Source organism: Desulfuromonas sp. DDH964 (assembly GCF_001611275.1).
Taxonomy (GTDB): Bacteria; Desulfobacterota; Desulfuromonadia; order Desulfuromonadales; family DDH964; genus DDH964.
The window spans coordinates 1,125,072-1,146,630 of sequence record NZ_CP015080.1 but is presented as its reverse complement, the minus strand read 5'-3'; the positions used below and the strand labels follow the sequence as shown (position 1 = coordinate 1,146,630).

General features: G+C 62.6%; 18 protein-coding genes. 7 read left to right on the top strand and 11 right to left on the bottom strand.

The genetic code is table 11. From position 1 onward, the window contains the following. Positions 1-25: 25 nt before the first annotated feature. The 5 genes from DBW_RS05105 (at position 26) to DBW_RS05085 (ending at position 7,635) form a co-directional block, all read left to right on the top strand. Entirely contained in the window at positions 26-1,747 is a 1,722-nt protein-coding gene (locus tag DBW_RS05105; RefSeq protein WP_066725179.1) for a TonB-dependent receptor plug domain-containing protein, read from the top strand. 23 nt (positions 1,748-1,770) lie between these two features. Beyond that, a complete protein-coding gene (locus DBW_RS19035; protein WP_066725175.1) occupies positions 1,771-2,031 on the top strand; it encodes a TonB-dependent receptor in 261 nt (86 codons plus the stop codon). A gap of 11 nt (positions 2,032-2,042) precedes the next feature. Continuing rightward, positions 2,043-2,990, top strand: a complete 948-nt coding sequence (locus DBW_RS05095; RefSeq protein ID WP_066725172.1) for an ABC transporter substrate-binding protein — start codon at positions 2,043-2,045, stop codon at positions 2,988-2,990. Between the two features lies 1 nt (position 2,991). Then, positions 2,992-5,085 (top strand): ATP-binding protein, encoded by a 2,094-nt coding sequence (locus tag DBW_RS05090; protein WP_066725169.1) that lies wholly within the window; start codon positions 2,992-2,994, stop codon positions 5,083-5,085. Between the two features lie 162 nt (positions 5,086-5,247). Then, positions 5,248-7,635, top strand: a complete 2,388-nt coding sequence (locus tag DBW_RS05085) for a sensor domain-containing protein (RefSeq protein ID WP_066725166.1) — start codon at positions 5,248-5,250, stop codon at positions 7,633-7,635. 77 nt (positions 7,636-7,712) lie between these two features. Here the strand turns inward: DBW_RS05085 and ltrA are convergent, their stop codons facing one another. From ltrA to DBW_RS05060, 5 genes are all read right to left on the bottom strand, one after another. After that, on the bottom strand, positions 7,713-9,116 hold the full coding sequence (ltrA, locus tag DBW_RS05080; protein ID WP_066724184.1) for a group II intron reverse transcriptase/maturase: 1,404 nt from the start codon (positions 9,114-9,116) through the stop codon (positions 7,713-7,715). Positions 9,117-9,729: 613 nt separating this feature from the next. After that, positions 9,730-11,295, bottom strand: coding sequence for a conjugal transfer protein TraF (traF, locus tag DBW_RS05075; protein ID WP_197463732.1), 1,566 nt, complete (start codon positions 11,293-11,295; stop codon positions 9,730-9,732). A 266-nt stretch (positions 11,296-11,561) separates the two neighbouring features. Next, positions 11,562-12,452 carry a radical SAM protein gene (locus DBW_RS05070; protein ID WP_066725160.1) on the bottom strand — a complete coding sequence of 297 codons (891 nt, stop codon included), beginning with the start codon at positions 12,450-12,452 and terminating at the stop codon, positions 11,562-11,564. Between the two features lie 2 nt (positions 12,453-12,454). Next, positions 12,455-13,261 carry a TrmH family RNA methyltransferase gene (locus DBW_RS05065; protein ID WP_066725157.1) on the bottom strand — a complete coding sequence of 269 codons (807 nt, stop codon included), beginning with the start codon at positions 13,259-13,261 and terminating at the stop codon, positions 12,455-12,457. A 160-nt stretch (positions 13,262-13,421) separates the two neighbouring features. Next, positions 13,422-14,609 (bottom strand): rhomboid family intramembrane serine protease, encoded by a 1,188-nt coding sequence (locus tag DBW_RS05060; RefSeq protein ID WP_066725154.1) that lies wholly within the window; start codon positions 14,607-14,609, stop codon positions 13,422-13,424. Positions 14,610-14,739: 130 nt separating this feature from the next. On the opposite strand from DBW_RS05060, the gene DBW_RS05055 reads away from it, so the two are divergent. Next, positions 14,740-15,342: a trimeric intracellular cation channel family protein gene (locus DBW_RS05055; RefSeq protein WP_066725151.1), complete on the top strand. Its 603-nt coding sequence runs from the start codon at positions 14,740-14,742 to the stop codon at positions 15,340-15,342. 284 nt (positions 15,343-15,626) lie between these two features. On the opposite strand, the gene tnpA (DBW_RS05050) is transcribed toward DBW_RS05055, so the two are convergent. The 3 genes from tnpA (DBW_RS05050) to tnpA (DBW_RS05040) form a co-directional block, all read right to left on the bottom strand. After that, entirely contained in the window at positions 15,627-16,061 is a 435-nt protein-coding gene (gene tnpA / locus DBW_RS05050; RefSeq protein ID WP_066724805.1) for an IS200/IS605 family transposase, read from the bottom strand. Between the two features lie 251 nt (positions 16,062-16,312). Further along, positions 16,313-17,527, bottom strand: a complete 1,215-nt coding sequence (locus DBW_RS05045; RefSeq protein WP_066722594.1) for an IS256 family transposase — start codon at positions 17,525-17,527, stop codon at positions 16,313-16,315. A gap of 100 nt (positions 17,528-17,627) precedes the next feature. After that, complete coding sequence (tnpA, locus tag DBW_RS05040) at positions 17,628-18,062, bottom strand: IS200/IS605 family transposase (protein WP_066724805.1); 435 nt, start codon at positions 18,060-18,062, stop codon at positions 17,628-17,630. Between the two features lie 313 nt (positions 18,063-18,375). Between tnpA (DBW_RS05040) and DBW_RS05035 the strand changes: the two genes are divergently transcribed. Then, on the top strand, positions 18,376-19,032 hold the full coding sequence (locus DBW_RS05035; protein ID WP_066725148.1) for a fumarylacetoacetate hydrolase family protein: 657 nt from the start codon (positions 18,376-18,378) through the stop codon (positions 19,030-19,032). 10 nt (positions 19,033-19,042) lie between these two features. Here the strand turns inward: DBW_RS05035 and nfi are convergent, their stop codons facing one another. From nfi to DBW_RS05020, 3 genes are all read right to left on the bottom strand, one after another. Then, positions 19,043-19,729 (bottom strand): deoxyribonuclease V, encoded by a 687-nt coding sequence (gene nfi / locus DBW_RS05030; RefSeq protein WP_082820191.1) that lies wholly within the window; start codon positions 19,727-19,729, stop codon positions 19,043-19,045. Between the two features lie 95 nt (positions 19,730-19,824). Continuing rightward, positions 19,825-20,253 carry a hypothetical protein gene (locus DBW_RS05025; RefSeq protein WP_066725142.1) on the bottom strand — a complete coding sequence of 143 codons (429 nt, stop codon included), beginning with the start codon at positions 20,251-20,253 and terminating at the stop codon, positions 19,825-19,827. Between the two features lie 195 nt (positions 20,254-20,448). Then, positions 20,449-21,408 (bottom strand): D-2-hydroxyacid dehydrogenase, encoded by a 960-nt coding sequence (locus tag DBW_RS05020; RefSeq protein ID WP_066725140.1) that lies wholly within the window; start codon positions 21,406-21,408, stop codon positions 20,449-20,451. Positions 21,409-21,559 lie beyond the last annotated feature (151 nt).

Genomic DNA, 21,559 nt, shown 5'->3' with positions numbered 1-21,559 from the left:
TACCCATTGCTGTCTGGAGGGCACCGTGGCTGACCGGCGACATCTCCTGGGACGCAGTTTCTGCCGCCTGGTAACCATGGGCCTCCTGCTCGGGAGTGCCTGCCCAGGGCTGGCCCAACCTCCGGGAGGCGAAGAGAACATCCTGTTCGCGGAAATTCCCTCGGTCTTTACTGCCTCCAAGTACGAACAGAAAGTCACCGCGGCGCCATCGGCGGTCAGTATCATTACCGCCGCGGAAATCCGCAAATACGGTTACCGCACCCTCGCCGACATTCTGCGCAGCCAGCGCGGTTTTTACACCAGCTACGACCGGCAGACCGAATTTCTCGGGGTCCGTGGCTTCGGCCGCCCCGGCGACTTCAATTCCCGCATCCTCCTCCTGATTGATGGCAGTCGCAGCAACAACAACATTTTTGACACCGCTGCCATCGGCAACGACTTCATCCTCGATGTCGCCCTGATCGATCGAATCGAGGTGGTCCGCGGTCCGGGGTCCTCCCTCTACGGCAGCAACGCCTTCTTTGCCGTCATCAATGTCATCACCCGCCGCGGGCGTGACCTGCAGGGGACTGAATTGGCTGCCACCGCTGCCAGCCAGGAGACTTACCGCGGTCGCCTCAGTTACGGCAGGCGCTTTCCCGGGGGGGGCGAGTTCCTCCTGTCCGGCAGCAGCTACCGCAGCAACGGGGATTCGTCCCTCTACTACGCGGAATTTGACGCTCCGGAAACCAACGCCGGGGTCGCTACCGACCGCGACGGGGAGAAGGTTTATACCCTGTTCGGCAAGGTCTCCCTCGGCGACTTCACCTTGGAGACCGCCTTCGGCGACCGTGAAAAGGAAACCCCCACCGGGGCCTTCGGCACCGTCTTCAACGACCCCCGCAACCGGACCTCCGGGCGCCAGGCTTCCGCCCGCCTCCACTACCAGCACCTTTTCCCCGGGGAGCTGGAGCTGCTCTTCCGCGCCAGCTATGAAGACTTCCGGGCCGAGGGTGACTATGTCTATGACTTTGCGCCGGTCCCGCCCCCGTTGCTGGTCGTCAACCAGGACCGGTTCAGGGGTGAATGGTGGGGGAGCGAATTCCAGCTCGGCAAATCGATCGGACCACACCATCTCGTCGCCGGCGGCGAGTACCGGGATAACTTCCGCCAGGATCTGCAGAATTCGGACCTTGCCGTCAACCTCGATTCCCGGCAGCAGACCTCCAATATCGGCCTTTTTCTGCAGGACGAATACCGGGTCGGCCAGGACCTTTCGCTCAGCCTGGGGGTGCGCTGCGACCGTTTCAGCACCTTCGGCTGGTCCACCAGCCCGCGCCTCGCCCTGATCTACACCCCCCGGCCAAAAACGGCGCTGAAGTTTCTTTACGGCCAGGCCTTCCGTGCCCCGTCGGCCTTTGAAAACTACTATCACGACGGACTCGTGACCCAGAAACCGAATCCCGACCTCGACCCGGAGACGATCCGGACCTGGGAACTGGTCTGGGAGCAGTATTTCGGAGATGCCCTGCGCGCAGTGGCCACCGGATACTATTACCGGATTGATGACCTGATCAATCTGACCCTCGACCCGGCAGACGGACTTCTGGTATTTCGCAATCTTGACAAGGTGGAGGCTAGAGGGCTGGAACTGGAGCTGGAAGGACGCCTTAACGGCGGCTGGGAAGGACGGGGAGCTACACCCTGCAGCGCGCTGAGGATCAGCGCAGCGGGGAAACGCTCAGCAATGCACCGCGCCACCTGGTAAAATTCGGCCTGGTCGCCCCCCTGGTGACCGAATACCTGTTCCTGGCGGTGGAAGAGCGCTATACCAGCAGCCGCAGGACCGTCTCCGGCAGGGAGTGCGGCGGGTTCGCGATTACCAACCTGACCCTTTCCGGAAGAAAACTGCTGCCAGGTCTCGAACTGACCCTGAGCCTCTTCAATCTGTTCGACAAGCGTTATTCCGACCCGGTTTCGGCGGCTCACCTTCAGGACAGCATCGTCCAGGACGGCCGTACCATCCGGGGCCAATTGACCTACAGTTTCTGAAGGGACCGGCGATGGTTTCAGTCCCCGACATGCGACGGCTGGCCTGGGTGCTGGCCCTGACCCTGGCGCTGCTCCTTTTGGCGCTCGCCGGGTTGGCGCATGCCGCCGTGGTCGTCTCCGTGGTGACAACCCAGGCCGAGGCCCCGGTCACGGCGATGCTGGCAGGTTTCCGGGAGCGCTTCGCCGGCCTCGGCGAGGACCTCGATCTGGAAGTCTATTCTCTGGCCGCGGACGAATCGCTGGTCGCCGAGCAGATCGCCAGCATCCGCAACCGCCGGCCGCAGGTGATCTTCGTTCTCGGTTCGCGCGCCCTTAACACCATCGCCAGCGAGGTCGCCGATATCCCCGTCGTTTTCGGCCTGGTTCTGAGTGAACAGCTGCTCCCCGTGAATGCCAACGTCACCGGGGTGGTGCTCGATTTCCCGGTCGCCACCCAACTCGCCTGGCTGCAACGGCTGCTGCCGCAGGCCCGCACTATCGGAGTCGCCTACAACCCGGCGGAAAATGCCGCGCGCATCGCGGATGCCCGCGAGTTTGCCCGGCGCAGTGGTCTCACCCTGGATGCTGTTCCCATCACCTCCCCCCGTGAGCTACCGGCGGCCTTGACCACCCTGGCCAGGCATGCCGATGTCCTGTGGGGCCTCAGCGATCAGATGGTGATCAACACCCAGACGGCACGCAGCCTGTTGCTCTTCTCCTTCCGCAACCGCATCCCCTTTTTCGGACTTTCTGCGGCCTGGGTCAAAGCAGGAGCTTTGGTCGCCCTGGAACGTGATTATCAGGATATCGGTCGCCAGTGCGCCGAACTGGCACAACAGGTCATTGCCGGGGCCAGCCCCGCCAGCCTGCCGTTGCAGACACCGCGAAAGGTTCTTTACACCCTCAACCGGCGTACCGCCGAGCAGATGAAGATCGAGTTCCCGGAGAAGGTCCTGCGGGCTGCCCAGGAGGTTTACTGATATGGAGCTGCGGCGACCCTGGAAAGACGGGCACAGCTGGCGCCTTGCCACCAAATTCAACCTGCTGACGATCGGGTTGATTCTGGTTACTGCCCTCGCCTTGGGCGCCTATCTGGCCGTAACCGAGATTCGTTCGCACACTCAACAGCTGGTCAACCGGCTGAAAACCACTGCGGCCATGGTTGCTCAGAACAGCGCATACGCCATCTATACCGCCGACCCCGCTGCCTTGCGTGAACTGATCGACCTGGCCTTTGCGGACGAGAATATCGCCTATGTCGCCATCTTCGACCACCAGCAGCAGCTGCTGATCCAGGATCCTGCGACCCCTGGCGGCTCCTTCAACGAAATTTCTGCCGAACCCGCCCCTGGGAGCCTGGACGCAGCCCCCCGCGAATGGACCGGCAGCAACGGCCACCCCTACCTGGAACTGGTGGTGCCAGTCTTCGGCCAGAGGGGTGATGTCATCGCCAGAATCAACCACGGCATTGCCCCGGCTCCCGGACTCATCGGCAGTATCCGCCTCGGCCTCGACCTCGGCCCCCACCGCGAGAAGATTACCGCCCTGGCCCTTTCTACCGGATTGACCTCACTGTTGCTCGCCCTTGGCGGAGTGGCGCTGACCGTTATCGCAACCCGAAAAATTACCGCGCCGCTCAAGGCCCTGGAAGAGGCGACCCGGAATATAGCCGGTGGCAACTTCGATCAGAATGTTGCCATGACCGGTTCCCGGGAGATTGTCGCCCTTGGCGACGCCTTCATGCTCATGCTTGAACATCTGCGGGACTACCGCCACCGGGTTGCCCGGCAGCAGGAGGAGCTTGAAGAACTGGTCGCGCAACGCACACGGGAGTTGCAGAAGGCTCTCGATATCTCCGTCGACCTGGCCGACCGGGCCGAGGCCGCAAGCCGGGCCAAATCGCGTTTTCTGGCCAACATGAGCCACGAAATTCGCACCCCGATGAGCGGCATCATCGGCATGACGGAGCTCCTGCTGCAAGGGGACCTTTCCGTTCTGCAGCGGCAGCAGGCTGCGGCGGTGATGCACTCTTCCGAAGTCCTGCTCGACCTGATCAACGACATCCTCGACCTCTCCAAAATCGAGGCGGGCAAGATGACCCTCGGCTGCGGTCCTTTCATCTTGCGGCAGCTGATTGCCGAAGCCTGCGACCTCTTCCTGGTCCAGGTCGAACGCAAGGGGCTGACTTTGCAGTATGCGGTGGCCGACGACATCCCCGCGCTCCTGGAAGGGGACGCCAAAAAGATACGTCAGATCCTGCTCAACCTGATCAGCAACAGTGTCAAATTTACCGAGCTGGGCGGCATCACGATTTCGGTGCGGCGGGATGATGCCTCCGGCCGGCCCGAGATGCTGTGCTTTGCGGTGAGCGACACCGGCATTGGCATACCGCCGGAATACCATCGCAGCATCTTCGAATCCTTCTCCCAGGTGGACGACTCCCGCAGCCGCTCCTTCGGCGGCACCGGCCTTGGTCTGGCCATTGTCCGCCAGCTCGTGGAACTGATGAAGGGGGAGATCGGCGTCGAGAGCTCCCCGGGCGGCGGAACAACCTTCTGGTTCCGCATTCCCCTGGTTGTTCCCCTGCCGTCGCACCAGGCCCTGGCGGCCATGCCGGCGGAACCGGAAATCGCTCTTCCCCAGCAGGCAGGCCCGGTGCTGGAAGCCGGAACCGGTCGCGGACTGGTTCTGATCGCGGAGGACAACCCCGTCAACCAGGACGTCATCAAGACCCTGCTCGAGACCTTTGGCTGCAGATCCGAGCTTGCCGGGAATGGGAAAGAGGCTTTCCAGATGTGGACTAGGACCCCCTACGACCTGATCTTCATGGACTGTCAGATGCCGGAACTGGATGGCTATGCCGCAACCCGCATGATCCGTGCCGAGGAACGCACCGCCGGAAGTGGCCAGCGGGTGCCGATTGTCGCTCTGACCGCCAACACTCTGGATGAGGATCGCCAGGACTGCCTTGACGCCGGGATGGATGACCACCTCGGCAAACCTTTCCGCACTCCCCAGCTGCGCAGCATCCTCGACCGCTGGCTTCCCCTGCCGCCATCGACAGGGACCCCCTGAACCAAAAACCCAGACCTGCAGGGAGCCTCTTCCCGCCAAGCGGAAACGGACACCCCTGTTATACTTCATGAACCCAGTCCCCCAAAGCTTCCCGCTGCCGGCAGCGGCCGGCGGCAAAAGGTTTTCGCAGTTGGAAACAGCGACCGGAGCGACGACAGCTGCATGACTACCACCATCGTCCTGCTCATTCTGACCGCAACCATCCTGCTACGGGGCGCCGCTGCCGTGCTGGCCCTGCGCCTGGCTCGTCATCTCCGGCACCGCTGGCACTGCTATCTCCTCCTCGGGTCACTCATCGTCGCTACCCTCCGGCCCCTCTATACCCTCTGCCGCGCCTTGATCTCGCCCCAGGGCTTTGCCCCCGATATTCTTGAAGAAATCCTAAGCCTGGGCGTTTCCTTCCTGTTGCTCGGCGGCATTTACGGCCTGCAGCCGGTGCTGGAGGAGATTCGCAACCAGGGGGAACGCTACCGGCGGGTCGTCGAAGCGACCAAAGAGGGAATCCTGATTGTCTCTCCGGCCGGCATGGTCAACTTCGTCAACCGGCAGATGGCGAAAATGCTCGGTTTCCCCGAGGAGGCGCTGTTGCAGCGCCCCTATCTCGACCTGATCGTTCCCGCCAGCCGCGAGCGGGCCGCGGCGCTGCTGCGGGAAAAACCGGACGGCCCGGGTTCGGTCGCCGATCTCTGCCTGCAAACCGCCGGCGGCGGCGAGCTCTGCACCCTGGTCTCCTGCACCCCCATCGCTGCCGAGACCAATAGTCCGGGCGGAACCCTGCTGATGGCGATGGACATCAGCGAACGCCGCCGCATCGAAGAGGCGCTGCGCTCCTCGGAGAACTTCGCCCGGGCCACGGTCGATGCCCTCGCCCAGCGGGTCGCGATCCTCTCGGCGGACGGGGGTATCCTGGCGGCCAATCGCTGCTGGCAGGAGCATGCCCACTGCCCCTTCCCGGAGCAGCCGGTGCAGGGAGACAATTATCTTGACCTTCTCGATCACGCCGCAACCAGGGGGCACGCGGCGGCCGACGCCTTTGCCCGCGGCATCCGCGGGGTCCTGGTCGGCCAGTTGAGTGAGTTCACTCTCGAATACTCCCGCACCAATGATGGGGAAGTGCGCTGGTACCTGGGGAGAATCACCCCCTTCAACAATGACGGCGGCACCTTTGCCGTCGTTACCCACGACGATATCACAGCCCTCAAAACCGCCGAGGCGGCGGTCAAGGAGTTGGCCTACCAGGACACCCTCACCGGGCTTCCCAACCGGCTGCTGCTGCAGGACCGTCTCGACCAGCAACTGATCCAGGCCGGCCGGGAGCAGGAGCAGGTGGCGGTCCTCTTCCTCGACCTCGACCACTTCAAGGTGGTCAATGACACCCTCGGCCATGGCGCCGGCGACCACTTGCTTCAGGTCGTCGCCAAGCGCCTGCTCGGCTGCGTGCGCAAGAGTGATACCGTGGCTCGCATTGGCGGGGATGAGTTCGTGATTATTCTCAACGGCCTCGACAACTCCGGCGATGCCACCGTCACCGCCCGCAAGATCCTGCACGCACTGACCCTGCCGGTCCGCCTGGAGGGGCAGGAAGTCTTTACCTCGACCAGCATCGGTATCGCCCTCTTTCCCGACGATGCCGACAAGGCCGAAAACCTGATCAGCCACGCCGATATGGCAATGTACCTCGCCAAGGAACAGGGGCGCAACACCTACCGTTACTTCTCCCGCAACCTCAACGACCGGGCCCAGCAGCGTCTGCGCACCGAGGTGGACCTGCGCCACGCCCTCGATCGGCGCGAGATCCAGCTCTATTTCCAGGACCAGGTGGCGGTCGCCGACAACCGCATCTGCGGGGTCGAGGCGCTGATTCGCTGGAACCACCCGGAACGAGGGATGCTCCTCCCCGGAGAATTTCTGCCGCTGGCCGAGGAGACCGGCCTGATCCTTCCCCTCGGCAACTGGATTCTGCGCCGGGCCTGCGAAAAGGCCCGGGAGTGGGACCGCCAGGGATGTCCCCCAGTACGCATCGCCATCAATCTGTCACGCCGGCAACTGGCCGACCCCGAGCTGTTACCCACCCTGCGACAGACCCTCGCCGACACCGGGCTTCCGCCGGAGCGGATTGAACTCGAAGTCACCGAGAATATCCTGCAGCAGGACCCGGCCATGGCGGCGGCGGTCCTCCCCCGTCTTTCCGGGCTCGGGGTCACCATCGCCGTCGATGATTTCGGCACCGGTTTTACCTCTCTCAACCTGCTGCGCCGCCTGCCGGTGAAACGATTGAAGATCGACCACACCTTCATCCACGAAATCTTCACCGACCAGGCCGCCGCCGCCATCGTCCGCACCACGATCGGCCTTGCCCATAATCTCGGGCTGACCGTCATTGCCGAAGGGGTGGAAAATGAACAGCAGCGAGCCTTTCTCCTGGTCCAGGGGTGCGATGAGCTGCAGGGGGTCCACCTCACCCGGCCGGCACCGGAGATCGAATTCCTGCGCCTTTTGCGCCCTCCCACCCCCCCCGTACCATCCCCTTCATCCACTTCGGGGACCTGAAGTCCCATCGGGTAGGAGGCGGGGTCGCCCCCGCCGTCCTCCCACACCACCGTGCGTACGGTTCCGTACACGGCGGTTCACAAGGCGCTCTGAAAGCGGCGGTGCTGATCGGTCAAGCGGATCAGCCCCAAGTAGCGAAAGAAGGATGTCGGATACGCTTCATTCATGTGCGAGGCCCCTGAGTTCCACCAGGGGCCTCGCCCGTTCGTGGCCGATTTCCACGCCCGGGCTTCCGGCAATCCCCGCTGCATCAACCTCTTGGCCCGGGTATAGGGGCGCTTCCACTGTCGCCATAGAATGCAGCGCAGCTTCCGCCGCAGCCATTTGTCCAGTTCTTCGAAGATGCCTTTGACCTCCGCCAGGCGGAAGTAAGAGGCCCACCCCCGTAGCTTCGGGGTGATTTCTTTGATGACCTGAGCGAGACTGCGTCCCCTGCCCCGTCGGCAGACCTTCCTGAGTCCGGCCTTGAACCGCTTCACTCTCGACTCCGCCACTTTGAGGCGGGGTTTCTTGTGAAAGGTCATGCTGTAACCCAGAAAGACCCTTTTCCAAGGACGGTCGACGGCGCTTTTGGCGACGTTGACCTTGAGTGCCAGCCGCTCCTCCAGGAACCGGGTGAGACTGGCCATGACCCTTTGGCCGCTGCGCCTGGTCTGCACGTAAATGTTGCAGTCGTCGGCGTAGCGGCAGAAGGCGTGACCGCGCCTCTCCAGTTCCTTGTCGAACGCGTCGAGCAGGATGTTCGACAGAAGAGGTGAGAGGGGACCACCCTGCGGCGTCCCTTCCACCCTCTGCGACACAAGCCCGCCTTCGAGCACTCCGGCTTGCAGGTACCGCCGGATGAGCAGCAATACCCGCTTGTCTTCGACCTTACGGGCGACCCGCGACATGAGGATGTCGTGGTTCACCCGGTCGAAGAACTTCTCCAGGTCGATATCGACCACCCAGCGCTTGCCGTCGGCCACATGCCGACGGGCGGCTCTAACCGCCTGCCAGGCACTCCGTCCGGGACGATACCCGTAGGAGCTCTCGGAGAAGTCCGGATCGAATAGCGGCGTCAGCACCTGATGCAGCGCCTGCTGAATGAGCCGATCGCACACCGTGGGGATTCCCAGGGTGCGCACTCCCCCGTCGGGCTTCTCGATTTCCACCTTCCGCACCGGCTGGGGGCGATACGTCCCATTCAGCAACTCTTCCCTGATGGTCGGCCACTTCTCCTTGAGAAAACCGCGAAGCTCGCCCGTCGTCATCTCGTCGATGCCGGGGGCGCCCTTGTTGGCTTCCACCCGCTCTAAGGCCGCCATCATGTTCGGGCGGCTGACGACGTCTTCCATCAGCCCCCTTTCCGCTTTCGTCCAGGAAGGGTCTCTCGTTGCCGTGACGTTTGACGCACCGCTCCCATGCTCTGGCGGCTTCCGGCCGCTGCCCTCCGGGACGGCTCCCGGTATCTCGACCGGGACTTCTGCTGCTCTTGTCGTCATCGAAACGCGAGTCTCCTGAAACGACGCCTCGTGTTCGGCCCTTTGCCGGGTGGTTACTCCGGCTACTACGGCCTCTGCTGACTTCTGCCGGCCCGTCCCGACACCTTACGGTGACGGTAGCACGAGGCAGACCGACAGATCTCCCAGGGTAATGCGCGTGACCTTCCTCCCATCTACCCGCCGCATCTACAGCCCCACCCTCCCGGATGGCTATCGGGCTTTGAAGATATTGGCCTTCTCGCCCGGATGAGACTGCCTCATGCGGTTTCTGTTCGTCGGACCGGGATTTTGCCTGCGGCTTCCTTCAGATTCCACCTCGCGATGGACACCCTTGCCGTCCGGCTAGCGGTTCCCGCCATCAGGGTCCGCAGGGGACTTTCACCCCCAAGTCACTGATTCACCACCACAGTGAATCAGACAGCGCCAGTCAAGGCGCTACGCGCCATGCCTGGCGCACCAATAAAAAAGCCCCCTGCCGCAACGGCAGGGGGCGAAGAACCAGAAGTTGCCCGAGTTAGAGAATGAATCTCCCCGCAGCAAGCTACGGGGTATCAAAAGTTTAGATTGATCGCTTTCATCGAAGCAAGCTTCGGGGAATTCGACCCACCTGAGATTAAAAGTCGAAACTCAACTGGGCGGCAAGCCGTGACTCTTTCGGGTAGTCCTCACCATCGTAACGTGCGGTTTCGCCAGAGTAGGCGCCACCAACATCGAGGCGCATCAGCCAGAAATTGAGGCCGAGGCCAGCGGTGTAGACCACATCGATATCGCTCTCCGCCAGGTTCTTGTAAATGCCGACGCGCAGGGCCAGGAAACGGAAGGCGTCCCATTCCAGGCCGGCGGAAATGTTCTGAGTGGAATAGTGTTCCTGGGTGACCGGATTTTTAAGCACAGTTTCGTTCTTGGTCAGATCGTAATCGACCTCCAGGGTCAAGGTTTCAAAGGGAATGAAAGCCACGCCGATGGCTGCCTGAGGTTTGATTTTGACGGCGGCGACGTTGACCGTCTGGGTAGTTCCATTGCTCAACTGGGTCGTGGAAGTAAAACCGTCGAACTCCGGCGAGTTGAGGTTGCGTCCAATCAAGCCGAAATTGACCATCTTGTAGCGCCCCATCACCCCCAGGTCAACTCCGAAGGTAGTCGAATCCTGATAATTATCCCTCACATTGGAGAGCAGATCGCTGGAGCCGTCATCGAAAACCAGCACTTCGGTTCCATAGACCCGCCCCTTCATCACCTTGAGGTTGGCCCCGACCGCCCAGTGATCGTTGATGGCATAGCCGTAGGAGAGGGGAACTTCTGCCACCGCAAAACCGTTCAGAGCCACGGTGGTCGTGTTGTTCTGCAGATCCCCGCCACCGCCATTCAGGGTCTGGTCGACCAGAGTCTCCAGGTTGGGGACCAGGGCTCCGACTTCTGCTACCGTCAGGCCCTGTTGGTTGGCAACGAAATCGATCCGATTGATGGCATCCTGAGTCAGCCCGGCCGCAAGCAGGGACCCCTGATCCGCGGCGGAAAGGAGTGCCGGCTGGTAGCCGGTCGGCAGCGTCGTTACGGCATTGGTGATTTGGTCGTTAAGGTTGGAACCTGAACCCAGGCTGGAATTGGTGATCCCCAAATTCTGGTCGTCGACATTCAACACCCGACCGGCCGCTTCGAAGCTGCCGCGACCGCCGATGGCGAAATGTCCGGCCCGCACTGCCAGAGCGGCATTGGCGCTGGAAGTAATGGCATTGCCCGGATCTTCCAAGGCCTTGAGGCCATTCAGCAGATTCACCAGGTCGGCCAGGTCCGATTCGGACTGAATCCCTTCGTTACTCAGTCGCTGATAGTCGATATTGGCCAGGGTGTCAATATAATCACCAAAATCCTGGTGCAAGCGGATGCCGGCACCGACATTGACATCGATCCCCCAGTCCTTGCGCCCCAGGTTGTTGTTATCGCTATCGGTCCTTCCGCCGTCCTCGGTCTGGTGTCCCATAAACCCGAACGCCGCCGGATTGTAATATTGAGCGTTGGTGTCGTTGACCGAGGCCACGTTGGCTCCCGCCATCCCCAAAGCCCGTGGCCCGGAGAAGAACGTGTCCATGGCCATTGCCGGCAACGCACACAAGGCCGTGGCGACCATAACCCCCAGCAATCCGGCGACCTTCCCTGACGAATACATAAAATCCCTCATAACCCTCTCCTTTCCAGCCACGTATGAAGCACGCAAAGAGGTCGGCGTTGAAACGCCGCCTCGCCCATTTCAATGTAAAGTGGGTTGAAACAGTGCAGCCATTGTGCCAAGCCCGGAAACCTAACCATCCCCCCCATCTCACCAGCCATTTCCATCACAACTTCATCCCCCCAAGTGTTAATCGGTTCCAAAGAGGTTGAAGTACAACCGCAAAATAGCTTACTTCCAGTGAATCAGATGGCGAAAAGACCGGTAGCCCCGGTGAATCAATAGACCTCCTCCCGGTAATCGGGAACCCGGGCGTACCAGTCGGGATGACGGCGGGCTTCGCGGATCGCGCTTTCGACCTGGGCGATCAACCGTTCCCGGTCCTTGGGGTAACTGCCCGCCAGTTCGAGAAAGTTGGAGACATGGTTGGAACGCAGGATGGTCTGCTGCGGAGCCAGATGCTGCAACAGTTCGCGGGCCTCTTCGAGGATACCGCCATGGCTGAGCGGTTCGATGCTGTGCAAAAAGGCGTCGTTGTGGCGGGTGAAAAGGGTGAGCAGGGAGAAGTACTCGGGAGAGAGTTCGGTGATCCAGGCGCCGGTGGCGCGGGCATGTTCCAGGCTGCGCACGCGACCGGCGAGGCCGAGGATGGCGGTGACAGAGAGCTTGATGCCGGCAGCGCGGGCCTTGCGGCATTCCGCCAGCATCTGCTCGGGGCTGAAGCCTTTGCGGATTGCAGTGAGGGTGACGGCATCGCCGCTCTCCAGGCCGAAATAGAGGATGCGCAGCTTCCTGGCGCGCAGTTCCTCCAGCTCGGTGCCGCTTTTGGTCGTCAGGCTCCCCGGCGAGGCATAGGCGCCAACCCGGGTCAGATTGGGGAAGGTGGCTGCCAGCAGCTCCAGAATTTCCCGCAGCCCGGCCTGGGGATAGACCAGACCGTCGCCATCGCCGAGAAAGACCCGGCGGATGTGGGCACGGTGATGCAACGGCACCGCGGCGATTTCGGCGGCAATCTCCGCCAGCGGCCGGACCCGGAAGCGTTTGGTCTTGTACATGCCGCAGAAGGTGCAGTTGTTCTGGGAACAGCCGATGGTGATCTGGAAGATCAGGCTCTGCGCTTCCGAAGGCGGGCGAAAGAGGGGCTCGTCGTAGTCGAAGTACCAGTACATGGTCAGCCGCCGCAACTGCGCTGGCGCAGCGCCTCGTAGACCAGCAGGGTCAGCGCCTGGGCGACGTTGAGGGAATTGACCGCTCCGTGCATCGGGATGACGACGCCGAGATCGGCCCCTTCCAGCCAGAGGGTTGACAGTCCCTCCTTCTCGGTACCGACCGCGATTGCCACCCCGCCACGGAGGTCGGCGTCCCAGTGGGCGCAGCGCGCCGCCGGTGTCGCCGACACCACCTTGATCCCCCGTTCCCGCAACCAGGCGAAGGTTTCGCTGCTCCCCGCCTCGACCACCGGCACCCGGAAAAGCGCCCCCTTGCTCGCCCGGACGACATTGGGATTGGCGAGGTCGGTCCCGCCGTCACAGACGATCAGGGCATCGACTCCGGCGGCATCGGCCGAACGCAGGATGGCACCGAGATTCCCGGGCTTTTCGACCCCCTCGGCGACAATCAGTAGCGGGTTGGCGGACAGCTGGAGATCGGTCAGCGCGTGCCGCGGCGCCGCTGCCGTCGCCAGCCAGGCGTCGGGGTGATCGCGGTAAGCGAGCTTCCCCATCACCGCCGCGGTCACATTATAGACCCGGGTGCCGGCAGCGCGCAGTTCGTCCCGCAGGCCGAGCTCCGCGGCGCGGGCAAGTTCGGGGCAGAAGAAGAGTTCCTGCGGCACCACCCCGCAGCGCCACGCCAGGTCGAGTTCGAAAAAACCCTCGATCAGCAGCAGGCCACTCGCCGCCCGGCCGCGGCGGTCGCGCAGTTTGATCGCCGCCTTGATGCGCGGATTCTGCAGGCTGCTGACAAGTAAATCGTTCAACGCACACCTCTTTTAATGGGGCCGTGATTCGTGATTCGTGATTCGTGATTCGTGATTCGCGATTCGCGATTCGGAAACTGGGGGCCGGGCCATTGTTTTCAACTCAAAACCAAAAACGCAAAACTTAGAACTTTTAACGCAAAGCTCCTTCCCGCGCCTTTCACTCTGTAACCTCCAACCGCTCGATGGCCCGCAACTGGCGGCGGGCGGCCTCGGCAGTCTGCGGGGTGCGGGCAGCGTCGATGGCGGCGAGAAAATAATGGTAGGCGGCGGTCAGTCCCCGCGGCTGCCGCATCATCGCCAGGCCGGCGCCGAGATAGGCGCGGTCGATGCCCGGATCACCGGAGCGTTCGGCGATGAAGCGTCGAAAAACCGCCAGGGCCTGGGAAAAGAGCCAGTTCTCGAGGAGAAATTCGCCGATGCGCAAAACATCTTCGCTGGCCACCGCGTTGCGGCTGGCGCGGTCGGGTGCATCGAGGAAAAGCCCGGTGGCCCTGGCCATGCGCCCCGCGGCGATACTGCGGGAGATCAGTTCCGGCCGGTCATCGGACGCGGGAGCCGTTTCGACCGGTTCGGCTTCGGGCGAAAAACGGACACTGCTCCGGGTTGGATGATGGGCGCGACGATCGACCAGCCAGGAGACGCCGAGGCCGGCCAAAAAGCCGCCGATGTGGGCGCCGTGGGCGACCCCGCTGCCGCCCCCCCGGGTGAGGAGGAAGGGGAGCAGGTTGTCGACCAGCAGGAAGAAACCGAGCACCCAGCGCGCCGGAATCAGGTAGTTGCCGATGATAAAGGGAAAGAGGAAGACAAAGGTCTTGACCCGGTTGCGTGGATACCAGAGAAAATAACAGCCGAGCACGCCGGAGATCGCCCCCGAAGCTCCGATCAACGGTATCGGCGAGCCGGGGACGAAAAAACCGAAAAAGAGGGTCGCCGCGATCCCGGTGCCGATGTAGACGAGGAGATAACCGAGGTGGCCGAGACGGTACTCGACGTTGTCGCCGAAGATCGCCAGAAAGAGCATGTTGCCGATGATGTGCATCCACCCGCCATGGAGAAAGAGCGAGGTGAAGAGCGTCAGCAACGAGGGAGAAACGGGGCGAAACCCGTACTCGAAGGTGAGAAGATCGTAGGCCGAAACGTGTTGCAGGATGTCGCGCACCGGGAGGGTGCCGCGCGCGCCCATGGCGCGCAGGTACTCACTGAGGAGCGGATCGTTGAGGTCGGGGCGCGTCCACATCAGCGGCAGGGAGACGCCGAGGAAGACCGCGATATTGATCCCGATCAGCAGGTAGTTGACGTAAGGGCGTCCGGGGGGATTCGGGCTGTCGCCAAGGGGGAGGAGCATGCCGGCCTCGCGCTGCTGGATTCGCCGGGCGACGGGGCCACGACCGGGCTATCTTAGCACACCTTGGCGCCGCTGCCACCCCTTGCATTTTCCCCGGCAAGGGGCTATTCTGCCGGTCCGGAGGCGTGCCATGAACCTGCTCTACATCCTCGACCTGATCGGTACCGCCGCCTTCGCCGCCTCCGGCGCCTGGGCCGGCATCCGTCGCGAGATGGACCTCTTCGGTGTGGTCGTCCTCGGCCTGGTCACCGCCACCGGCGGCGGCACCCTGCGCGACCTCCTCCTCGGCGCCCGTCCCTTCTGCCTCGAGAACGAAACCTACCTCTATATCTCTCTGGCGGTGGCCCTGGCCGTCTTCTGCTGGCACCGCCATCTCGATTTTCTCCAGCACCCCCTCCTCTACTTCGACGCCGTCGGCCTCGGCACCTTTGTCGTCATCGGCAGCGGCAAGGCCCTCGCCCTCGGCAGCGGCTGGCTCGGCGCGGTGCTGATGGGGGTGATGACCGCCACTGCCGGCGGCGTGCTGCGCGATGTCCTTTCCGGCCAGGTACCCCTGATCCTGCGCCGCGAAATCTACGCCTCGGCCTGCCTCGCTGGCGGCGTCCTGCTGGTAGCGCTGCGCCAGACGCCGCTGCCGCCGGGGCTGGCCGCCCTGCTCGCCGCACTGCTGACCATCGTCGTCCGGCTGCTGGCGATCCGCGGCAACTGGGCGCTGCCGCGGGCAAGTCGTTAGAACGAAAAGCCAAAAGCGTTTCACGCGGATCAAGTCCGATCACTTCGGATAAATTTCGGATCAGGCCTGGACACCAAAAATTGTGAAAGGGCGATTCTCACGCGACGACGTAACGACGCGACGAAAGCGAAACCTCAAAACTGAACCCGATTTTGGCAAGAATGCCTGGACCTGGGTAAAAAAACCCCGCCCAGAGGACGGGGCTTTAAAGGCGCCCCCAGAGGGGGCGTTGCCGGTGACCCCCAAAGAGGGTCACCGGAGCGTTGTTCCCACGTCCACAACAATTAGAATTTGAGTTGCTGTTGTTCCACTTTCTTCTCATGCTGCTCTTGATACCGCACGTAGCGCCTGATCATCTCGGCATCCAGGCCTACCGTGTCAACGCAGTAGCCGGGCGCCCAAAAATGATTGCCCCAGTAGCGTTTCTTCCGCAACTTGGGATGGTTCTTTAAAATACGTATCGCTGATCGGCCCTTCAGGCGCCCCATCAACTCCGAAATGGACACCTTGGGCGGCACCATGATGATCAGGTGAATATGGTCTTTCTGGACATTCAGCTCGACGACCTCGCAGTGACTCTGCTCGCTGAAGATCCGGATACACGCTCGAACTTCTTGCGCCAGTTCACCTTCCAATATCCGGAAGCGATACTTGGGCACCCAGACGATGTGATACTGGCAGTGCCAGATCGCATGTGTTAATTTTCGAAAACGGCTCATGGCTTTCCTTTCTGTTCAGGTCGTTGCGGGAACAACGCCTGAATATGGATTGCCATGAGCCCTTTTGGCAAAGCCAAAGGACTCTGACCCCGTCCAGAGGACGGGGGTTTCTACTTCACAGTAAAAAAACCCCGCCCAGAGGACGGGGCTTTAAAGGCGCCCCCAGAGGGGGCGTTGCCGGTGACCCCCAAAGAGGGTCACCGGAGCGGGCGGTGTAAATCAGTTTGTGTAAATGGCTTGGGTTTTTGTCGTCAGTAAACCGGCAACCTGCCTTCGAACAAGATAGAGAACTGGTTGAGGGCGGCCTTCCAGTCCCGAATCGGCAGGGTCCATTTCTTGGCGATATTGTTCAGCGCCAGGTAGAGCAGTTTGAACATGGCTGCGTCGTTGGGGAATGAGCCCCGGTTCTTGGTGACCTTGCGCAGCGACATGTTCAGCGATTCGATCGCATTGGTGGTGTAGATCACCTTGCGAATCTCCGCCGGGTAGGCGAAAAAAGGGGTGATTCTCTCCCAGTTGCGCCGCCAGGACTGGCCGATGGAGGGGTGGGTTTTATCCCACTTCGCTTCGAACTCCGTCAGGTTCATTTCGGCCTGCTCGGCCGTCGCGGCCTGGTAAATGGACTTCAGATCGGCCGCCACTTCCTTGCGCTGTTTCCAGGAGACGTAGCGGAGAGAATGGCGCACCATGTGAACGAGGCAGAGCTGGACCTGGGTGCGAGGAAAGACTGCTTCGATGGCCTCGGGGAAACCTTTGAGCCCGTCCACGCAGGCGATGAAGATGTCTTCGACACCCCGGTTTTTCAACTCGGTCACCACCTGTAGCCAGAACTTGGCGCCCTCGTTCTCGGCCACCCACATGCCCAGGACCTCCTTGATGCCGTCCAGGGTGACGCCCAGGGCCAGGTAGACCGCTTTATTGCTGACGTGGCCGTTGTCTCGCACCTTGACCCGGACCGCGTCCATATAGACGATGGGATAGAGGGCGTCGAGCGGTCGGTTCTGCCAGATCTTGACCTCGTCCGCGACGGCATCGGTCACGCTGGAAATGAGGGCGGGAGAGACCTCGACGCCATAAATCTCTTCCAGATGCCCCTGGATCTCCCGGGTCGTCATCCCCCGGGCGTAGAGGGAGATGATCTTGCCGTCGAAGCCGGCGAAGCGGGTCTGGCCCTTGGGAATGATGAGCGGCTCGAAGCTGCTGTCCCGGTCACGCGGAACCTCGATCGGCAGTTTGCCGAATTCGCCCTTGATGGTTTTGGCCGACTTGCCATTGCGGGCATTGCCGCCTTTCGTGGCCACGGGAGCATGCTTCTCGTGCCCCAGGTGTTGGGTCAATTCCGCTTCCAAAGCTCGTTCCAGAAGGGCCTTGGTGAGCTGTTTAAGCAAGCCGGTTTCGCCGATCAGGTCTTCGGGCTTCTTGTAGTCGGCAAGCAGACGGTCCAGCAGATCTTTTTCGATGGCCATGGGGGCTCCTTAGAGGGTGGGGTCCCGGTGTACCCCTGAATGGCCATTTACACAATCTTTTTTACACCCTCCCGGAGCGTTGTTCCCACGTCCACAACAATTAGAATTTGAGTTGCTGTTGTTCCACTTTCTTCTCATGCTGCTCTTGATACCGCACGTAGCGCCTGATCATCTCGGCATCCAGGCCTACCGTGTCAACGCAGTAGCCGGGCGCCCAAAAATGATTGCCCCAGTAGCGTTTCTTCCGCAACTTGGGATGGTTCTTTAAAATACGTATCGCTGATCGGCCCTTCAGGCGCCCCATCAACTCCGAAATGGACACCTTGGGCGGCACCATGATGATCAGGTGAATATGGTCTTTCTGGACATTCAGCTCGACGACCTCGCAGTGACTCTGCTCGCTGAAGATCCGGATACACGCTCGAACTTCTTGCGCCAGTTCACCTTCCAATATCCGGAAGCGATACTTGGGCACCCAGACGATGTGATACTGGCAGTGCCAGATCGCATGTGTTAATTTTCGAAAACGGCTCATGGCTTTCCTTTCTGTTCAGGTCGTTGCGGGAACAACGCCTGAATATGGATTGCCATGAGCCCTTTTGGCAAAGCCAAAGGACTCTGACCCCGTCCAGAGGACGGGGGTTTCTACTTCACACTAAAGAACCGCAACCCCGCGGCATAGCGGCGTTGCGTGAGACAATTGTTGCCCTTTGGCAAATCCGAATTGCATCAAATCTTACCCGAAGTGATTCGCGCGAAAGGTTTTTCCGGTCCTGGCCTGCACGCCCTTCTGACCATCCCGGTCAGGGTCGGTAAACTGATTTCATCCCCCAGAGAAGGAGCAGAATATGGCAACCGTCCGCATCCCCGCCACCGGCCAGGAATTCAGCGTCGGCAAGGTCGTCTGCCTGGCGCGCAACTACGTCGACCACATCAAGGAACTCGGCAATGCCGTCCCCGACGCCCCGGTCCTCTTCATCAAGCCGGCCACCAGTATCATCGGCAACGGCGGCACCGTAGTGATCCCGGCCAGCTCCAGCGACTGCCACCACGAGGTGGAGCTGGCAGTCCTCATCGGCCGCACCGTCAAGGATGTATCTCCCGAGGAGGCGATGGCCTGCGTCGCCGGCTATGGCGTCGGTATCGACCTGACCCTGCGCGACCTGCAGGGGGCGCTCAAGGCCAAGGGGCTCCCCTGGGAAGCGGCCAAGGGCTTCGACACTGCCTGCCCCCTCTCCGACTTCGTCCCCGCCGCGCAGGTCGCCGACCCCCACGAGCTGCCGATCCGCTTCACCATCGATGGCGTCGTGAAGCAGGATGCGACCACGGCCCTGATGATGCGGCAGTTGCCGGAGATCATCAGCTACGCCTCCCGCCTCTTCACCCTCGAAGCGGGCGACGTCATCCTCACCGGCACCCCGGCCGGCGTCGGTCCGGTCAAGAGCGGCGAGACCCTGGTCGGCGAGATCGACGGCGTCGGCCGCCTCGAAGTCAGCGTCGCCTGAAACGGCCTAGCTACGCCTCCCGCGCAGCAAGGCGCAGGCGGTTGGTCAGCAGGTGGGCCTGCCGGGTCGGCTCCGGCAACCGGTAGCGGCCGCCGCAGGCGAGGGCCAGGGCGACGGCGGAGTCGATGTCAATGCAATGTCCGGGGGAGATATAAAGGGGCTTGACGCAATCGCGGGTGGTGAGGACAGCGCCGACCGGCGCGCCCTCCAGCAGCAGGACTTCCCGGTCGCCACGGCACGGACCGGGAGGAGCATGTTCGCCGCAGAGGCGGCTCTTGGCGCAGCCGACGGTCGGTAGCCCGAGCCAAAGGCCAAGATGGCTTGCCAGCCCCAAGCCGCGGGGATGGGCGATCCCCTGACCATCCACCAGGACGGCATCGGGAACCGTTTCGAGACGCCGGAAGGCTTCGAGCAGCACCGGCAGCTCCCGAAAGGAGAGCAGGCCCGGGATGTAGGGGAAGCTGACCCGGGCCTGCGCCGTTGCCACCGCCAGCGGCGTCAGCTCGGGAAACCGCAGCACCACCACTGCGGCAAAGAAGAGCTCGCCGTGCTTTTCATACGAGACATCGACCCCGGCGACGCTGCGTCCCTGCCAGCCCGGGGGGAGCTGCAGTACTACCTGATCGGCGAGGCGGCGCTGCAGGGCAACAGCCTGCCGGTAGTCCATCTCCCAGGCATGCAGTTCGACAATATCCACTGTCCCTCCATCCGCTCCGCCTTCTCTGCCCGCCATAACGACAGCCAGGTCGATTCAGTATCAAGCTTAGCGGCGATTGACGGCGGGGCAACGGCTCAGGCGCAGCGCAGCAGTTTGCGACCGGCCTGGAAGAGGATCTCGACCTTGTTGGGCGGAGTGAGAAGAGTAACGATACCAACCCCGAAAAGGGGATGGTTGACGAGCGTCCCGACCTTGTAGCTGCGGTCCATGGCATAGGGTGCGGCGCTGGCGGGATCGGCTTCGCTGCAGGCCTGCTGCCAGGCGAGCTGGTCCCCTTTCCCCTTGGCGGAAACCCGGGGTTCGGCCTTGGTCCTGACGGCTTTGGTCCGCGACTTGGCCGGCTCGGCCGGGGGATGAAAATTGTGGGTCCCGCCGCAGGTGTTGCACTGAACCCGGGCGATGCGGGTTTCGACCAGGGCGACGATGGTGTGGTTGGTGAGGGTCCGACAGCGGGTACAGCGGGCTTCGACGGTGTCGCCGGGAGCGGGGGTCTTACCAGTCATGGAGGTCCTTGCAGGCAAAGAGCCGCCGGGGGAATCCCCCCCGGCGGCCCGGTTTGTTCGTTCGAGGAGGGCGATTTATACCACCCGCCCGCCAGTGCTGTCAAGGCAGGGTGCGCCATCAGCCCCCGGAAACTTCGCCTGCCCTCTCCTCACTATCGGCCCTCCTCGTCCCCTCCGGCATAGCAGTCCCCCCCCTCAGTTCACCACATTCTGCGGCGCCCCGGCGATGAAGGCCGCGACATTGGCGACCACTACCGCCAGCAGCCGGGAACGGGCGGCCCGGGTCGCCCAGGCAGTGTGCGGCGTAATCAGGCAGTTGCGGGCGCTGAGCAGCGGGTTGTCGGGGGCCGGCGGTTCCGCGGCAAGAACATCGAGGCCGGCCCCGGCGAGCTGGCCCGCGTTAAGGGCCGCGGCCAAGGCCGCCTCGTCGACCAGCGGCCCGCGGCCGGTGTTGAGCAGGTAAGCGCCGGTACGCAGCAGCGCCAGCCGGCGGGCGTCGAGCAGCTTTTCCGTCGCCGGGGTCAGCGGGCAATGGAGACTGACCACGTCGCTGCTTGCCAGCAGCTCCTCCAGCGGCAGGAATGCCACGCCCGGCAACTCCGCCCGGTGGCGTTCCGGATGGGCGGTGTGCGCCGCCACCTCCATGCCGAAGGCCTGGCCGATCCGGATCACGGCCCGGCCGATGGCGCCGCAACCGACCACCCCCAGACGCCGCCCCGCCAGTTCCACCAGCTCCCCTTCCCAGAAAGAGAAATCCGGTGCCGAACTCCAGCGCCCTTCCCGCACCAGCGCCGCGTGCCCCTCGACCCGGCGCGCCAGGGCGAGGAGGAGGGCGAAGACATGCTCCGCCACCGACGGCGTGCTGTAGGCCGGGACGTTGGTCACCGTCACCCCCTGCGCCCGGGCCGCGGCGAGGTCAACCACGTTGGTGCCGGTGGCAGTCACGCCGAGGTAGCGCAGCTCAGGGAGGCGTCCCAGGCGCGCGGCGTCGAAGGGGACCTTGTTGGTCAGCACGATTTCGGCCCCGGCGCAGCGCACCTCCACCTCGCCGGGGACGCTGCGTTCAAAAATCTCCAGTTTCCCCAGGGCGGCCAGCGGCGCCCAGTCGAGGTCTCCGGGGTTGAGGGTGTGTCCATCCAGCACGACAATTTTCATGATAACCTCCGTTGTCACCGCTCAGCAGGGCACTTCCATTGCGGAACAGGAGCCAGAACCGGAACCACAGGGAGCAGGTACATTCCTGGCGGAATAGTAACGGTTCAATTTAACCACAATAATTTGCAGACAGGTTCCGGCCGAAATCAGC

Excerpts from the sequence above, each read along its gene's own strand:
- DBW_RS05035 (WP_066725148.1), top strand. The coding sequence starts at position 18,376 with ATGGCAACCGTCCGCATCCCCGCCACCGGCCAGGAATTCAGCGTCGGC.
- DBW_RS05045 (WP_066722594.1), bottom strand. The coding sequence starts at position 17,527 with ATGGCCATCGAAAAAGATCTGCTGGACCGTCTGCTTGCCGACTACAAG.
- DBW_RS05090 (WP_066725169.1), top strand. The coding sequence starts at position 2,992 with ATGGAGCTGCGGCGACCCTGGAAAGACGGGCACAGCTGGCGCCTTGCC.
- DBW_RS05070 (WP_066725160.1), bottom strand. The coding sequence starts at position 12,452 with ATGTACTGGTACTTCGACTACGACGAGCCCCTCTTTCGCCCGCCTTCG.
- tnpA (WP_066724805.1), bottom strand. The coding sequence starts at position 18,062 with ATGAGCCGTTTTCGAAAATTAACACATGCGATCTGGCACTGCCAGTAT.
- tnpA (WP_066724805.1), bottom strand. The coding sequence starts at position 16,061 with ATGAGCCGTTTTCGAAAATTAACACATGCGATCTGGCACTGCCAGTAT.
- DBW_RS05060 (WP_066725154.1), bottom strand. The coding sequence starts at position 14,609 with ATGCTCCTCCCCCTTGGCGACAGCCCGAATCCCCCCGGACGCCCTTAC.
- DBW_RS05055 (WP_066725151.1), top strand. The coding sequence starts at position 14,740 with ATGAACCTGCTCTACATCCTCGACCTGATCGGTACCGCCGCCTTCGCC.
- DBW_RS05085 (WP_066725166.1), top strand. The coding sequence starts at position 5,248 with ATGACTACCACCATCGTCCTGCTCATTCTGACCGCAACCATCCTGCTA.
- ltrA (WP_066724184.1), bottom strand. The coding sequence starts at position 9,116 with ATGACGACAAGAGCAGCAGAAGTCCCGGTCGAGATACCGGGAGCCGTC.
- DBW_RS05025 (WP_066725142.1), bottom strand. The coding sequence starts at position 20,253 with ATGACTGGTAAGACCCCCGCTCCCGGCGACACCGTCGAAGCCCGCTGT.
- DBW_RS05020 (WP_066725140.1), bottom strand. The coding sequence starts at position 21,408 with ATGAAAATTGTCGTGCTGGATGGACACACCCTCAACCCCGGAGACCTC.
- traF (WP_197463732.1), bottom strand. The coding sequence starts at position 11,295 with ATGAGGGATTTTATGTATTCGTCAGGGAAGGTCGCCGGATTGCTGGGG.
- DBW_RS05095 (WP_066725172.1), top strand. The coding sequence starts at position 2,043 with ATGGTTTCAGTCCCCGACATGCGACGGCTGGCCTGGGTGCTGGCCCTG.